We start from the raw sequence: 14,867 nt of genomic DNA on the forward strand, positions 1-14,867 counted from the left end.
ACCGGCGGCGGGCCGAAGGGGCGGGTTGCTTCCCCGGCGCATGGCTTCCAGGCCGGGAACCGTCCCGGTACGAGGGCGGCTACGGCACTTCGCCGGCGTCCCGTGGCCACTGATCGGGGCGGACACCGCGGACGTGTGCGATCACGTCCGGCCGGCGCCCAGGCCGGCACGGTTGATCCTGTTTCGGCCCCGGATCACGCCGTCCGTGGCCAGTCCTTTCCGCGGCGCGTCAGGTGCCAGTGCGTCTTCGAAGCCCTCGCCGAGGCCCTGCCCCGTGCCCGCGTGCTCGTAGCGGACCGCGTAGATGTGTGCCGGCGGCAGCACGACGGTGTCGCGCGGGTCCACCTGCCAGGATCGCGCACGTTCGGCCAGGGCGTCCACGAACGCGCGTCGGGCGACGTCCAGGTCGTCCTCTTCGTACTCGAACCAGGGCACCTCATCCATGACCGCACTCCACGGTGGGCACAGGGCTGGATCCTGGGCGTCCGGCACGCCGCACGCCGCATGCCGAATGGCGGGCGGCCGGCGAACTCGGCGGGTTGCGGGGCCGGTCGCCGTGCGGCCGTTCGCGGTCGTGGCGGCGCATCTCCCACTCGCCGAATCTCCCACTCGCCGCAGTGGACGCCGGCGGCGATCCCGGCGCGGGCGGCCCGTTCAGATCCAGGTGTCGAGCCACATCCTGGCCCGCCAGCCGGCGTAAGGAATCGTCTGCCCCGTGTAGACCGGGAAGAAGTAGACGAAGTTCCAGACGACGAGCAAGACCACCAGTCCCGCGGCCACCGTCCCCCGCAGCCGGCGCCCGTCGGCCGCTCCCGGCGGCCCCGCCAGAGCTGCCGCCGTCAGCGTCACGGCGAGGCACAGATACGGCACGAAGACGACCGCGTAGAAGGAGAAGACCGTCCGGTCCTGGTACAGGAACCAGGGCAGATACCCGGCGCCCACGGCGCACAGCACGGCCCCGCAGCGCCAGTCCCGCCGCAGCGCCCACCGGTACAGCAGGTACACGAGAGCGCAGCACGCCGACCACCACAGGAGAGGCGTCCCCAGGGCGAGGACCACCTGCGAGCAACTCCCCGCCGGGGAGCAGCCGTTCGTCCCAGCCTCCGGCGACACGTAGGAGAACAGCACGGGGCGGCCGAGGACCGGCCAGCTCCACGGATTCGACTCGTACGCGTGGGGAGCGTGCAGTCCCACGTTGAACCGGTACACCCCGTACTCGTAGTGCCACAGGCTGCGCAGCGGGGCGGGAATCCACGACCAGGTGCCGCCGCGGCCGTCCGCCCAGTGGCGTCCGTAGCCGTTGTCGGACAGGAACCAGCCCGTCCAGGTCACCAGATACGTCACGACGGCGACCGGCACGAGCGACAGCACCGACCTGCCGAGGTCCTTGCGCAGTACCGCGCGCCAGGGGCGGTACGCGCCCGCGACACGGCGGGCGCCGACGTCCCACAGCAGGGTGAGGACCACGAAGAAGGCGAGGAAGTACAGGCCGTTCCACTTGGCGGACGCCGCAAGTCCCAGGAAGAGACCGGCCGCGATCCGCCAGGGGCGCAGCCCCGTTCCGGCACGGTCGCCGGTGGGCCCGTCCGGGCGCGTACGGCCCTCCTGGTCGACCGGCAGGGCCGCCGCGAGCAGGGCCCTCGCGCGGTCCCGGTCGACGAGCAGGCACCCGAACGCCGCCAGCACGAAGAACATGACGACGAGGTCGAGCAGGGCGGTGCGGCTCATCACGAAGTGCAGCCCGTCCACGGCCATCAGCGCCCCGGCCACACAGCCCAGCGACGTCGAACGGAACAGGCGGCGCCCGATCCGGCAGAGCATCAGCACCGACAGCGTTCCGAGGACCGCCGTCATGAAGCGCCAGCCGAACGGGTTCAGCCCGAACATCCACTCGCCGAGGGCGATCACCCACTTCCCCGCCGGCGGATGCGCGACGAACGCCCCGGCGTCGGAGAGCGGGATCACCTGTGGACGGCCCAGGATCTGCGGGTCGGAGACCGTACGGTCCGGCCAGCCGCTCTCGTAGCCGAGCCGCAGCAGGGACCAGGCGTCCTTGGCGTAGTACGTCTCGTCGAACACCAACGCCCGCGGGCTCCCCAGATGCCAGAAGCGCGGCAGCCCGGCGAGGAACGCCACCAGCAGCGGTCCGCTCCAACCGGGACGGCGCGCCGCCGGACGGGACAGCCCGAGCGCGCGCCACGGCCACGACACGGGCTCGGGGAACGGTACGACCAAGCGGTCGCGCACGGACGGCGTCGGGCGCGCGTCGTACCCGAACCGCCGCAGCCGCTGCTCCCAGGAGGCGGAGTCCACCGCACGCACTCCGGCCGGGCGTACGCCCGCGGGGCCGGTGCTCACTGAACGCGGCCGCTGTTCGGAGCCCCGAACCCGAGTGGTGCCGCCCGGGCGGTCGAGACCTCCGCGGGAACCGTGGGAACGAGGCGGGCCGTCGACGGGACGGGGACCGACTCGGCGGAAGTGACGGGTCGGGGCGACGGGCCGGCCGGCCCGCCGTCCGCGAGGGAGCCCGACAGGACCGTCAGTGCGATCCCGAGCCCGGCGACGGTCAGCACGGACCCGGTGGCCATCCAGGCCGTCCGGGTGCGCTGCCTGGCGCGCACGGCAGCCCGGAGCCGGTAACGATGGCGTTCCTCGAAGGGCGCCAACTCCCGGACATCACGCATCAACCGCGCGAGCTCCTGCTCGAAGTGGTCCATGGATCCTCCTCCTTCACTCGCCCGGTCCGGCCGTTCCGCCCGGCCTGACCGTTCCGGTCGATCCGACTGATCCGACCGGTGCAGCCGTCTCGGCCGTCGCGGCCGGTCCGGCCGTCTCGGCCAGGAGCCTCCGGAGCCGTGCGACGCCGCGCGCCGTCAGCGAACGAGCCGTACCCACCGGGCAGCCCAGGGCCTCGGCGACGGAGCTCTCGGGCAGGTCCTGGTAGTAGCGCAGCACCACCGCGGCTCGCTGCCTCGCGGGAAGCAACGCCAACGTGGCCTCCAGCCGGGTACGTTCGTCCACGGCGGCCGTCTCGTCCGCCGTCCCGGGCGGATCGGGCAGCGTGTCCACGGGGTGCTCGCCCCACCAGCGCCGCCGCGCCGAGCGGGCCGCGGCACGGACGAGAATCCGGCGCAGGTACGCCTCGGGCGCCTGACCGGCCACCCTCGGCCAGGCGAACCAGAGCTTGACCAGCGCCTCTTGGAGCAGGTCCTCCGCCCGGTGCCGGTCCCCACCGGTGAGCAACCGCGCCAGATGGAGCAGGGCCGGCCACCTGGCTGTGACGAACCGGTCGAACTCCTCTGCCCGTGATCGCCCCATCGGTCCCGCCCCCTCGCCTTTCCGCCCGCTCATCGGCCCCGCCGCGACTCCTGCCGGCGGCGGAGCGGCGTACACGCCGACGACCCGTATGCCGCCGCGCGACCGCGGACACGCCCTCCACCTGTGACAAAGACACTGGCGCCCGTCCTGCTATGCACTCCCGCCATGTGGTCTGCATCACATGGTGTGTGTCTTCCGGGTCGGTGCCACGCGACGAGGCGGTCGGGCATCAGCTTCGGTCGCGGCTTCATCGCCGACCCCGGCCTGGGCGAGCGTTTGCGCAACGGACTCCCGATCGCCCTCGTCGACGAGGCCACCTGCAAACTCGGTGGCGTGTGTGCGGGCACCCGTGGGGGTTACCCGGCGCCGCGCATTCGGCGCGCGCGCTCGAACTCGGCGACGTCCGGCATCCAGGGGCCGTGCTGTCCGAGCGCGGCGCAGCCGCCGCGGACGAAGGCGCTCACCAGCGCCCGGTAGCCGTCGAGCCCGTCGACCAGGCTGTACTCGACCCGGTACTCCGGATCCGACCCGCCCTCACCCGCGCGCACCGTCGTGACCCGGGCGGCGGAGTCCGCGTAGAAGTGGAGCTGGATCCCTTCGCCCATCGTCTCGTCCTCGATGGTGAACACTTCGTTGTCCGAGGCGGACCGGTCGCCGACGAACTCCCAGAACTCCGCGGAGGCGGAACGGGAACTGGCCGACAGCCACTTCTTCTCGACGCCCTTGTCGTCGGTGAACGACAGACTCGTCTTCCTCGCACTCCCGCCGGAGCCCGCGTTGCCGCCGGCAGCCTCCTCGTCATCCTCCACGGGTGCGTTCCGGGAGCGGTCGGCGGCCTCCGAGCACATCAGGAAGCTCACGGTACGCACCGCGTCCTCGCCGAGCTCAGGGTGTGCGCGGCGTACGGCAGCGTCGACCGCCGTCGCCAACCGGTCCCAGTCGCGCTTGTCCGTGGCGCGCTTTCCCCGTCGCGGATCGCGGCCGATCCACATCCCGGTGCACGCCTGCTCCGCGGTGGCGATCACGTGCAGGACCCCGGGCAGCAGCGCGGGGTCGACGGCGTCGGGTTTCCGCTCGGGAACCGTCGAGCCGTGCAGGTACTGGCCCGTGTACTTCAGAATCGCGGTGTCGAGCGGGCCCAGGACCGTTCCGCGCCCGGCGCGACGGCGGTTCGCGTGGTACTCCTGGGCCCGTTTCCCGTTGGACGTCTCCGTCGCCGCACGCATCGCCGCGCAGACCTGACCGCGATCGAGCAGAGGGATGTCGGCCCCGTGGGCGACGAGCCGGCCTCTCTCCCACGGGATGCGCCGGAAGAGCGCGTCGACGTCGGCGGGTGCGGAGAGGAGGATCGGGTCCAGGAGCGCGACGGCAGCGTTCTCGTCGAGCCGGCCCCGGGTTCCGGCGGCGTCGCACAGCGGGAGAACCGCACTCCACAGCAGCAGGTGTCTGGCCAAGTCCTGCCGGATCACCCCGAAATGGGCTTCCCGGATGGAGAATGTGAACGTGCGAGGCGCGTGCGTGGCGTCGGCCCCGGCACCGAGCATCAGCTTCAACTCGCCGTCCTCGCGGACCACGGTCGGTATCCAGCCGTTCTCGCGCGCAAAGATGATGTCTCTGACGGTCTCGGTCTTCCCCATGGGACGAGAGTAGAGGCCGTCTGCACCGATCCGACGGCGACCTCCGTGGATGGCACCCGTGGGCGGTGGCGCCGTTTTCCGGCCATCGGCGACACCGAGTCGCGTGGGTGACCAGACTGGGCCGGTGACGAATTCCTTATCACCCTCATCTCCCTCATCACCCTCTTCGGACCTTCGAGCGGTCCTGTTCGACTCCGGCGGCGTGCTCATGCGGCCCATCGGCGGCCGGTGGAATCCACGTGCGGACTTCGAGGAGAACGTGCTGGCGCACGATCCCTCGATCACCTCCCGTCGCTTCGCCGAAGCCATCGCCGCCGGCGATCGCTTCATGGACGACTTCCCCGGCACGCCCGACTACGACGACTACCACCGGGTGCTGCTCGGCAGCCTCGGGCTTCGGCCGACGCCCGAACTCCTCGCTCGGCTACGCCGTGATGTGCATCCCTCGATGGTGCTCGAACTGTTCCCGGACGTCCTCGAAACGCTCACCGAGCTGAGGCGGCGCGGCGTGCGGATGGCCGTGGTGTCGGATGCCTGGCCGGACCTGCCCGATCTGCACGCGGGGCTCGACATCCACGACTACTTCGAGGTGTACGCGGTCTCCGCGGTGCTCGGCTGCGAGAAGCCCGACCCGCGCATGTACCGGCACGCGAGCGCCGGGCTCGGTCTCGACCCGTCCCAGTGCCTGTTCGTCGACGACATCCCGGAACTCGTCTCCGCGGCGGTGGCGCTGGGATACGAGGGCCGGGCGCTGTCCCGGACGGCGACGACGGACCAGGTCCCCGCGGACCAGGCCTCCACGGACCAGGCCTCCACGGACCAGGCCTCCACGGACCAGGCCTCCACGGAGCAGGTCCCCTCCATCACGACCCTGACCGAACTCCTGGAGCTCTTCCGGCCGTGAGGCGTACGGGGGAGCGGTGGGCCGGGTGCTCAGGAGTTCGTCGCTCGCCGGCCCCACCGCTCACCAGACCCCGTCGCGTACCGCCGCTCCCTCGGTGCTCTCGCGCAGGACGAGGCGGTGCGCCACGACGCGGTCCTGCGGGTGCGCGGATCCCGGGCGGCCCTCGTCGGCCGGCCCGGGGCCCGGGCGCGTCGCCTCGTCGATACGGCGCAGCAGCAGGTCCACCGCGACCCGGGCCACCGCCTCCTTGTCCGGGGCGACCGTGCTCAGTGACGGCACGCTGTACCGGCCGCCCTCCACGTCGTCGAAGCCGATGACGGCCACGTCCTCGGGCACCCGGGCGCCGAAGGAGTGCAGCGCCCGCAACGCGCCCAGCGCCAGCTGGTCGTTGAGGCAGAGAAGTGCGTCCGGGCGGCTGCCCTCGGCCAGCACCCGGTGCACCGCGGTGGCCCCGTCGCTCATGTGGAACGCGTCCACCGGCAGCAGGGAGGCGGGGTCGTACGCGATGCCCGCCTCGGCGAGCGCGGCGAGGAAGCCCCGGGTACGCGCCTGCGCGGTGCCGACCGCCCCGTCGTCCAGGCCGCCGACCGTGAGGATGTGCCGGCGCCCCTGCGCGAGCAGGTGAGCGGTGGCCTCACGCGCCGCGCGTTCGTTGTCGATCGCCACGTGGTCGGCGCCGTCGGTCAGCAACTCGCCCAGCAGGACGGTCGGCGGCGGTCCGGCGTGGGCGCTCAGGTCCTCCGGAGCCAGGGCCAGCGGGCTGAGGATGACACCGTCCACGAAGGTGGAGCCGAAACCGGCCAGCGCCGCCCGTTCCCGCTCCCGGTCCCCGCCCGACTGGTGGATCAGCACGGTCAGGGAGCGCGCCTCGGCCTCCCGGACCACGTGCCGGGCCAGTTCGGCGAAGTACGGGACGTCGAGCTCGGGCACGACCAGGGCGATGATGCCCGTCCGTCCGCTGCGCAGATGCCGCCCGGCGAGGTTGATGCGGTAGCCGAGGTGGTCGATCGCCTCCTGGACCACCCGCCGGGTCCGCTCGGAGACGTGGACGTAGTCGTTGAGCACGTTGGACACCGTCTTCTCCGACACCCCCGCGTGCCGTGCGACGTCCTTGATCCTCGGCCGTGCCACCAGCCACCTCCCAGCCCTTGGTACGCCCCGAGTCTATGGGTGCCTCCCGGGCTGCCCCGGGCGGGCTCCGGAGTGCCGGGCGGGGGACGGGTCCGGCACACAGACGATGACGCAACTCTTTACAGCCAATGTACATCGATGTAAAAACAGGGCACCGCACTGGTGGACCCGGTGCGGATCACCCCGATGTGCGCGGGCGGCCGACGGCTGCCGTGCCGATGGCGCCTGCCCTCGGCCGGGCACGTCGTCCGGCCGTCGAAAGGTCAGTGATGAGTTCTGCACCCCTTGCCCGCAGGCCACTTGGCGCCTGGGGCCCGAGTCCCGACGAATCGCCCGGCGTCGGCCGCCGTCGGCTGTTCCGGTACGGGGCGGCCGGGGCGGCGGCGCTCCTGGCCGCGGGTCCGCTGGCCGGCTGCGCTGCGCCGGCCGGCTCCGGAGGGCCCTCCTCGCTGAAGGTGTGGGACCTGTTCCAGGGCGGCGACGGCATGCTGATGGACGAGATGATCGCGGCGGTCTCCCGGGGCGCCGACGGGTTCCACGTGGACCGGACGATCCTGGACTGGGGCCCTTCTTACTACACGAAACTGGCCATGTCGGCGGCGGGTGGCCGGGCTTCGGACGTGGCGGTCATGCACCTGTCGCGCCTGGCCGGGTACGCACCCGGTGGCCTGCTCGACCCCTTCGACCTGGACCTGCTGGCCGAGTACGGCGTGACGGAGAAGGACTTCGCCCCCGCCGTGTGGAAGCGCGCCCAGCACGCGGGCACGGTCTACGCGATTCCGCTGGACGTCCACCCGTTCATCGTCTTCTACGACAAGGACGTGGCCGGAAAGGCCGGTCTGCTCGATCCGTCCGGCCGGCTGGCGCCGATGGGCTCGCCCGAAGCGCTGCTGGACGCCGGGAAGCGGCTGGCGAAGACCACGGGGCACTCCGGCATCCTCTTCGGGCACGTCACCGACACCGCCCAGAGCTGGCGTCAGTTCCTGGCGCTGTACGCCCAGACCGGCGCCTCCTTCACGCTGCCCGACGGCGGGCCGCCGAAGATCGACGTCGATGCGGCGGTGAAGGTCGTGACCTTCATGAAGCAGCTCTTCGACGGCCGGACGAACCCGAACAACCTCGACTACAACGGTGCGATGGCCGCCTTCATGGACGGCCGCGGCGGCATGATCATGGCCGGGGAGTGGGAGCTGCCCACCTTCCGGAAGTCCGGCATCAAGAACCTCGGGGCCGCCCCCTTCCCGCAGATATTCGACCGGCCGGCCGTCTACGCCGACTCGCACAGTTTCGTCCTGCCGCACCAGGACGATCCCGACCCCGCCCGGCGCCGCGAGGCGCACCGGTACGTGGCCGAGATCATCAAGCAGAGCCTGACCTGGGCGAGCGCCGGACACATCCCCGCCTACCTGCCGGTCCAGGCCCGCCCCGAGTACGCGAAGCTCGACCCGCAGTCCTCCTACGCGGCCGCGGCCGAGATCGCCGTACTCGACCCGCCGAACTGGTTCGCCGGAGCGGGCGGCAACTTCCAGAACCGCATGTGCCAGCCGCTCCAGTCGGCGCTGCTCGGCAATACCTCCGCAGAGAAGGCGGTACGGCAGATGGTCCGGGAAGCGGACACCCTGCTGCGCCAGCCCAACCCGGTCGCCTGACGACAGCCGAAGGAGCCGCATCGTGACCACCACCGCACCCGCCGGATCCACGGCGCCACCGCACGCCTCCGAAACCCCGCCGGCGCCGCGGCGCCGCCGCTCCCGCACCGGCGGCGGAGGCCTGTTCGTCCTCCCGTTCCTGGTGTTCTTCGGGCTCTTCCTGGTCTGGCCCGTCGTCCAGGGCCTCTGGATGAGCCTCACCGACGCCTCCCTCACCCTGCACGACCCCGAGTTCGTCGGACTCGCCAACTACGCCGAGGCGTTCGGCGACCCCGACGTCTGGAGCAGCCTCGGCAACACCGTCTTCTTCACCCTCATATCCTGTGTGCCGCTCGTCCTGATGGCCCTGGTCATGGCTCTGCTCGTGCACAGCGGACTGGTCGGCCAGTGGGTGTGGCGCCTCGCCTACTTCGCCCCGTACCTGCTGCCCGTCACGGTGGTCACGCTCATCTGGACGTGGCTCTACCAGCCCGACATCGGCTTCGGGAACCAGTTGCTGGCCTCCCTCGGCATGGAACCCGTCGGGTGGCTCTCCGACGAGTCGGTGGCGATGTGGTCCGTGGCGGCCCTCACCGTCTGGTGGACGGTCGGCTTCAACTTCCTGCTCTACCTCTCGGCCCTGCAATCCCTGCCCGTCACCTTCGACGAGGCCGCCGCGCTCGACGGAGCCGGAGCCTGGCGGCGGCTGTGGTCCGTCACCCTGCCCCAGCTGCGGCACACCACCGTCCTGGTCGCCATGCTCCAGGTACTCGCCTCGCTCAAGGTGTTCGACCAGATCTACATCCTGACCAAGGGCGGCCCCAACGGCTCGACCCGCCCGATCCTGGAGTACGTCTACGACGTCGGGTTCACCGGATACCGGCTGGGCTACGCCTCCGCGGTCAGCTACGTCTTCTTCGCGCTCGTCATCATCGTCTCCGTCGTGCAGCTCCGCTTCTTCCGTCAGGAGGGCTGACCGTGTCCGCCGTCTCCACCCCCGTCCGCCGTCCGCGCCGACCGGGCCGCGAGGAATCCGGGTCCCCCCTGCTGCTCGGCCACGGACGGCTGCCCCGCGTCCTCGCCGGGACCGCGCTGACCGTTCTCGCCGTCGTCTGGCTGCTGCCCTTCCTCTGGGCGGTCGCCACCTCGCTGCAGAGCGAGCAGGACGTGATGAAGTCGGGCCTGTCGCCGTTCAAGGGGGCCTTCACGCTCGCCGCCTACCGGCAGATCCTGGACCGCGGAAACGTTCCGACCTGGGCCTTCAACAGCGTGCTGATCGCGGTCCTGGTCACCGCGCTCACGGTGGCCGTCTCCACCCTCGCCGCGTACGGGTTCTCCCGCGGCACCTTCCGCGGCAAGCGCGCGCTGCTCGCCGTCACCGTCGCCGCGATCATGGTCCCGCCGCAGCTGCTCATCGTCCCGCTCTTCGAGCAGATGACGACGTTCCACCTGGTCGACACCTACGCGGCGGTCATCCTGCCGCAGGTCGTGGCCCCCATGATGGTCTTCATCCTCAAGCGCTTCTTCGACGGCATACCCCGCGAACTGGAGGACGCCGCCCGCATCGACGGCGCGTCCGAACTCCGGGTGTTCCGGTCGATCGTCCTGCCGCTGTCCCGCCCGATCGTCTCCGCCGTATCGATCTTCGTCTTCATCGGCGCGTGGAACAACTTCATGTGGCCCTTCGTCGTCACCAACGACCCCGACCTCATGACGCTCCCCGTCGGCCTCGCCACCGTCAAGGACGCCTACGGCATCCAGTACGCCGGTTCCATGGCGTCCGCCCTGCTGTCGGCCGCCCCGCTGATCGTGATGTTCCTCCTCTTCCAGCGGCGCATCGTCAACTCCGTGGCCACCACCGGCCTCGGCGGCGGCTGACCCTCATCGACCACTCGTGCCCGCCGGACCCCCTGCGCGGTGTCCGGCCCCCACCACCATCCGACTGGAGTCTCTGTGCACACCCCCTCCGTCCCCCGCCCGGAGTACCCGCGGCCGCAGTTCGTCCGCCGCGACTGGCTCAACCTCAACGGGACCTGGCAGTTCGAGACCGACCAGGGGGACAGCGGCCTCGAACGAGGACTCCTCGACCGTGAACTCAGCGGCGAGATCCTCGTGCCCTTCGCCCCCGAGTCCGAGCTCTCGGGCGTCGGCGACACCGACTTCCTGGAAGCCGTCTGGTACCGGCGCCGGTTCACCCCGCCCGCCGCATGGGCGGGCCGCCGAGTGCTGCTGCACTTCGGTGCCGTCGACCACGACACCACCGTCTGGGTGGACGGCACCGAAGTGGTGCGTCACCGCGGCGGCTTCACCCCCTTCACCGCGGACCTCGGCGAACTCGCCCCGGACGGACGGGAAGTGGAGGTGACCGTCCGCGCCCGCGACCCGAAGTCCGGCCCCCAGGCGCGCGGCAAGCAGGCGATCCAGTACGCCAACCACGACTGCAACTACACCCGCACGACCGGGATCTGGCAGACCGTCTGGGCCGAACCGGTCCCCGAGGCCCACCTGCGCCGCCCCCGCATCACCCCCGACCTGGCCGGCGCCGCCTTCTCCGTCGAACTGCCCCTGTCGGCCAACCGCCCCGGCCACCGCGTACGCGCCGTCGTCAGCGACACGGCGGGCGAGGTCTGCCGCGCCGAGGTGCGCGCCGACCTGGATCTGGCGCCCCGGCTGCACCTCGCCCTCCCGGAGGGACGGCGCCGCGAGTGGAGCCCGGAGGACCCGTTCCTCTACGACCTGCGGCTCGAACTCCTGGGCCAGGAGGGCGAGGTGGTCGACAGTGTCGCGAGCTATGCGGGCCTGCGCGCCGTCGCCGTCCGGGGCAAGGCCGTGCTCCTCAACGGCCGCCCACGCTTCCAGCGCCTCGTCCTCGACCAGGGCTGGTACCCGGACGGCCTGATGACCGCCCCCTCCGACGAGGCCCTCGTCCGCGACATCGAGCTCGCGATCGAGGCCGGCTTCAACGGGGCCCGGCTGCACCAGAAGGTCTTCGAGGAGCGCTTCCTCTACCACGCCGACCGGCTCGGGTACCTCGTCTGGGGCGAGTTCGGCGACTGGGGCTGCGAGGTCGGCGGATCCTCCGGCGACAACCAGCGACCCGACGCCTCCTTCGTCGCGCAGTGGCTCGAAGCCGTCGAACGCGACTACTCCCACCCCTCGATCGTCGGCTGGTGCCCGCTGAACGAGACCTACCAGAAGCTCCACGACCGCATCACCCAGCTCGACGACGTGACCCGGGCGATGTTCCTCGCCACCAAGGCCATGGACACCTCGCGTCCCGTCGTCGACGCCTCCGGCTACTCCCACCGGGTCCTGGAGACCGACATCTACGACTCCCACACCTACGAACAGGACCCCGCCGCCTTCCGGCAGCTCGTCTCCGGACTCGCCAAGGGCGAGCCCTTCGTCAACGCGTACGAGAACGGCGCCGCCTACTCCCAGCCGTACCGGGGCCAGCCCTACTTCGTCAGCGAGTTCGGCGGCATCTGGTGGGACCCCGAGGCCGCCGCCGGGCAGTCCGGCAGCGACCGCACACTCTCCTGGGGCTACGGCGACCGGGTGCGCACCGAGGACGAGTTCCACGAACGCTTCGCCGGCCTCACCGGAGTACTGCTGGAGGACCCGGACATGTTCGGCTACTGCTACACCCAGCTGACCGACGTGTTCCAGGAGCAGAACGGCGTGTACCGCTTCGACCGCGGCACCAAGCTCGACATCGCCCGCATCCGGGAGGCCCAGCTGCGGCCCGCCGCGATCGAAGGTCCCGACGCGGACTGACGGATACGGACGGGTGTCCGGTCCCCGGGGACCGGACACCCGCCCGTCTCAGACCCGCTGGAGCTGCCAGAGCTGGGGCTGCTGGCCGTTGCACGTCCACTGCTGGACGTTCGCCCCCGCCGTGCGCGAGCCCTGGGCGACGTCCAGGCACTGCCCGGCGGACTTCACCACGAGGCGGTAGTAACCGCGCCCGGCGTTCTCCAGCCGCCAGTCCTGCGCCGCCAGCGCGTTGCAGTACCACTGGCGGACGTTCGCGCCGGGGGTGGCGGAGCCGTTCTCCACGTCCAGGCAGTAACCGCTGTTGCGAGCGGTGAGCGTGAAGAAGCCGCCGCCGTGCGCCCGCAGGGTCCACTCCTGCGGACCCAGACCGTTGCAGGTCCACTGCTGGACGTTTCCGCCCGCGGTGCGGGAGTCGCCGGCCACGTCCAGGCAGTGCCCGCTGTTGGCGTTCACCAGCCGGTACACCGCCCCGTCCACCACTCCGGCCGCGTCGCCGCTGCCGGTGAGCGGACCGGTCGCCACGTACGGGCGGCAGACGGAGCCGTCCCAGTCCGTCGAGATCTGCAGCACCGTGCGTCCGTCGGCGGAAGGCAGCAGCGGAGAGCTGTAGTTCGGGCAGTAGGTCGCCGTCGGGGAGGCGACCCGTACCGGGGCCTCGATCTCGTACCACGGACCCGTGCCGTTCTCCGTGTTGGCCAGGATGGTGCGCCCGCTGTCCGCCGCGGGCGTGCCGTCACGGTTGAGGAGCTGCTGGCCGACGAGCAGGATCCGGCCGTTCGGCCCGCCGCCGGGCGCGGGGGCCCAGGCGATGGTGGGCGCGGCGCGGAAGTACTTTCCGTCCACCGTCTCCGGGCGGTACCCCAGGAAGGTGGGCGAGCCCCAGTCCCAGCCGTCCGGAGAGGTGCGGTAGTGCGCCACGCACTGGTACTGCCCGCCCGGGTTGCAGATCTCGTAGCTCATCAGGTAGGTGCCGTTCGGCAGCCTGCGCACCACGGGCATGCCCGGCCGGTCCGGTTGCCAGGAGCCGGCCACCGTGTCGTGCCGGTCCTGCCAGTGGATCCCGTCGTAACTGCGCACGGCGACCAGCTTCTGGGAGTGGGCCGGATCCGTCTCGTCGGAGTAGTGGCAGACGAGCGCGCCGTCGGGGGCCACGGAGAACTCCGGTTCCCACAGCCCACTGGTCCCGGTCGCGGTGGCACAGGATGAGAGGTACGACCAGGTGCGGCCCACGTCGTCGCTGCGCCAGACGCGCAGGTCCATCCGCCGGTTGGCCTCGTCCTGTCCGGCCGAGGAGGCCCACAGCAGCGTACCGGCGGGCAGGGCTCCGATCTGCCGGGGAAGTTCGAACAGGGTGGAGCAGCAGAGCCCCTGCCCGTTCGCCGCCTCCGGGTCGGCGATGCGGCCCACCTGCCGGAAGGTGGCTCCGCCGTCGGTGCTCTCGTGGACGGCGCCGATGCCGTTGCTGCCGTCGAAGGACACGACGCTCGCGAGCACCCGGCCGTTCGCGGCGCCGCTGTGCTCCAGCCGGATGGCGCGGGGGTAGAGGCCGGTACCGCTGCCCAGGGGCGTGCCGGTGGCCGCGAGTGAGGCGGCCTGGGGCACGGATCCGGGGAGTGCGGAGGTGACGGACCGTACGGGAACGGGTAGGGCCGCCGCCCCCGCCGCCGTGAGTGCCACGGTCAGCACGGCGACCACGACCGCCACGACGGCGCGTACCGGCCGTCCGGCACGGTGACCGCCGGCCGGGGAGACCGTGCGTGGAGACCGGGCGGAGAGGGAGAAGGGGGCGGAGCCGGGCGGTCGACGTGAGGAGAAGAGCACGGAGGTCCTTCCTGAAGGCGCGGTGGCGCGACAGGGCGGCCTGCGGGTGCGGGCCGCGGCTGTCGTCTCTTCGGGTTCGTGCACGGGGAGTGTCGAGGCCGGCAGCGGTGCGCGAGCGGGGGTGCGCACCTGCTGACAGCGCCACGGTAGAGCGACGTATACATCGATGTAAATAGTGCGTGCGGAACGGCGGTTGCCTCCTTTCGCAGGAGGAGGACCCCAGGCCGTGACCGTGTGGGTCCCGCCGGACGGACAGGGGTGCGCGGAACCGAGTTTCCGGTGGGGCCCCAGGGGCAGGCGTTCGGCATGGACAGAATCGAAGAAGTCGTGGAGACACAGGGCGACCTGCACCGTGTGGTGCTGGCGGCGGACACGAACGGTGACGGCAAGCCCGATGTGTGGATGACGGACACCACTGGGGACGGGGCCGCGGATCTGTACCAGTTCGACACCACGGGGGACGGCGAGGTCGACGTCACCATGGTGGAGCGCACCGGGACGGCCGGCCAGGACTGTGTCGTGGTCGAGGGCGACGGCGGCCACCCGGTGGAGGACTGAGTACCCCTTCGCTGTCGCGGGGGGGGGGCCGCCCCGAGAGGCCCCACCGCCGGAGAAACGGCGGACCCCGGCCCCGCGACCGCCCGGGGGGCC

At 71.6% G+C, this 14,867-nt stretch carries 12 protein-coding genes and 1 pseudogene; 6 read left to right on the top strand and 7 right to left on the bottom strand.

Annotation, left to right across the window (positions count from 1 at the left end; genetic code table 11):
- Positions 1-141 precede the first annotated feature (141 nt).
- The 5 genes and pseudogenes from ACWCSV_RS32905 to ACWCSV_RS32925 all read right to left on the bottom strand — a co-directional run bounded on the left by ACWCSV_RS32905 (position 142) and on the right by ACWCSV_RS32925 (position 4,955).
- The gene (locus ACWCSV_RS32905; RefSeq protein ID WP_451148622.1) at positions 142-444 is read right to left on the bottom strand and encodes a hypothetical protein; all 303 of its coding nucleotides are present in this window, start codon (positions 442-444) and stop codon (positions 142-144) included.
- A gap of 210 nt (positions 445-654) precedes the next feature.
- Positions 655-2,358, bottom strand: coding sequence for a dolichyl-phosphate-mannose--protein mannosyltransferase (locus ACWCSV_RS32910; protein ID WP_451148624.1), 1,704 nt, complete (start codon positions 2,356-2,358; stop codon positions 655-657).
- A complete protein-coding gene (locus ACWCSV_RS32915; RefSeq protein WP_451148626.1) occupies positions 2,355-2,717 on the bottom strand; it encodes a hypothetical protein in 363 nt (120 codons plus the stop codon). Before ACWCSV_RS32915 ends, ACWCSV_RS32910 begins: the two co-directional genes overlap by 4 nt.
- A gap of 103 nt (positions 2,718-2,820) precedes the next feature.
- Positions 2,821-3,318: pseudogene (locus tag ACWCSV_RS32920) on the bottom strand (SigE family RNA polymerase sigma factor); the annotation flags it as partial.
- Between the two features lie 356 nt (positions 3,319-3,674).
- Complete coding sequence (locus tag ACWCSV_RS32925; RefSeq protein ID WP_451148628.1) at positions 3,675-4,955, bottom strand: DUF6357 family protein; 1,281 nt, start codon at positions 4,953-4,955, stop codon at positions 3,675-3,677.
- 124 nt (positions 4,956-5,079) lie between these two features.
- Between ACWCSV_RS32925 and ACWCSV_RS32930 the strand changes: the two genes are divergently transcribed.
- Positions 5,080-5,859, top strand: coding sequence for an HAD family hydrolase (locus tag ACWCSV_RS32930; protein WP_451148630.1), 780 nt, complete (start codon positions 5,080-5,082; stop codon positions 5,857-5,859).
- A gap of 60 nt (positions 5,860-5,919) precedes the next feature.
- Here ACWCSV_RS32930 and ACWCSV_RS32935 read toward each other — a convergent pair whose 3' ends face one another.
- Positions 5,920-6,990, bottom strand: coding sequence for a LacI family DNA-binding transcriptional regulator (locus tag ACWCSV_RS32935; protein WP_451148632.1), 1,071 nt, complete (start codon positions 6,988-6,990; stop codon positions 5,920-5,922).
- A 269-nt stretch (positions 6,991-7,259) separates the two neighbouring features.
- On the opposite strand from ACWCSV_RS32935, the gene ACWCSV_RS32940 reads away from it, so the two are divergent.
- The 4 genes from ACWCSV_RS32940 to ACWCSV_RS32955 all read left to right on the top strand — a co-directional run bounded on the left by ACWCSV_RS32940 (position 7,260) and on the right by ACWCSV_RS32955 (position 12,395).
- Positions 7,260-8,639, top strand: a complete 1,380-nt coding sequence (locus ACWCSV_RS32940; protein ID WP_451148634.1) for an extracellular solute-binding protein — start codon at positions 7,260-7,262, stop codon at positions 8,637-8,639.
- 22 nt (positions 8,640-8,661) lie between these two features.
- Positions 8,662-9,594 carry a carbohydrate ABC transporter permease gene (locus ACWCSV_RS32945; protein ID WP_451148636.1) on the top strand — a complete coding sequence of 311 codons (933 nt, stop codon included), beginning with the start codon at positions 8,662-8,664 and terminating at the stop codon, positions 9,592-9,594.
- A 2-nt stretch (positions 9,595-9,596) separates the two neighbouring features.
- Positions 9,597-10,496, top strand: coding sequence for a carbohydrate ABC transporter permease (locus tag ACWCSV_RS32950; RefSeq protein ID WP_451148638.1), 900 nt, complete (start codon positions 9,597-9,599; stop codon positions 10,494-10,496).
- A 75-nt stretch (positions 10,497-10,571) separates the two neighbouring features.
- Positions 10,572-12,395 (top strand): glycoside hydrolase family 2 protein, encoded by a 1,824-nt coding sequence (locus ACWCSV_RS32955; RefSeq protein ID WP_451148640.1) that lies wholly within the window; start codon positions 10,572-10,574, stop codon positions 12,393-12,395.
- Between the two features lie 48 nt (positions 12,396-12,443).
- On the opposite strand, the gene ACWCSV_RS32960 is transcribed toward ACWCSV_RS32955, so the two are convergent.
- Positions 12,444-14,216 carry an RICIN domain-containing protein gene (locus tag ACWCSV_RS32960; protein WP_451148642.1) on the bottom strand — a complete coding sequence of 591 codons (1,773 nt, stop codon included), beginning with the start codon at positions 14,214-14,216 and terminating at the stop codon, positions 12,444-12,446.
- Between the two features lie 306 nt (positions 14,217-14,522).
- Here ACWCSV_RS32960 and ACWCSV_RS32965 point away from each other — a divergent pair, with 306 nt between their 5' ends.
- Complete coding sequence (locus ACWCSV_RS32965; RefSeq protein WP_451148644.1) at positions 14,523-14,774, top strand: hypothetical protein; 252 nt, start codon at positions 14,523-14,525, stop codon at positions 14,772-14,774.
- Positions 14,775-14,867: the final 93 nt, after the last annotated feature.

Source organism: Streptomyces sp. NPDC001770, assembly GCF_053596135.1.

Excerpts from the sequence above, each read along its gene's own strand:
- ACWCSV_RS32925 (WP_451148628.1), bottom strand. The coding sequence starts at position 4,955 with ATGGGGAAGACCGAGACCGTCAGAGACATCATCTTTGCGCGCGAGAAC.
- ACWCSV_RS32915 (WP_451148626.1), bottom strand. The coding sequence starts at position 2,717 with ATGGACCACTTCGAGCAGGAGCTCGCGCGGTTGATGCGTGATGTCCGG.
- ACWCSV_RS32905 (WP_451148622.1), bottom strand. The coding sequence starts at position 444 with ATGGATGAGGTGCCCTGGTTCGAGTACGAAGAGGACGACCTGGACGTC.
- ACWCSV_RS32965 (WP_451148644.1), top strand. The coding sequence starts at position 14,523 with ATGGACAGAATCGAAGAAGTCGTGGAGACACAGGGCGACCTGCACCGT.
- ACWCSV_RS32940 (WP_451148634.1), top strand. The coding sequence starts at position 7,260 with ATGAGTTCTGCACCCCTTGCCCGCAGGCCACTTGGCGCCTGGGGCCCG.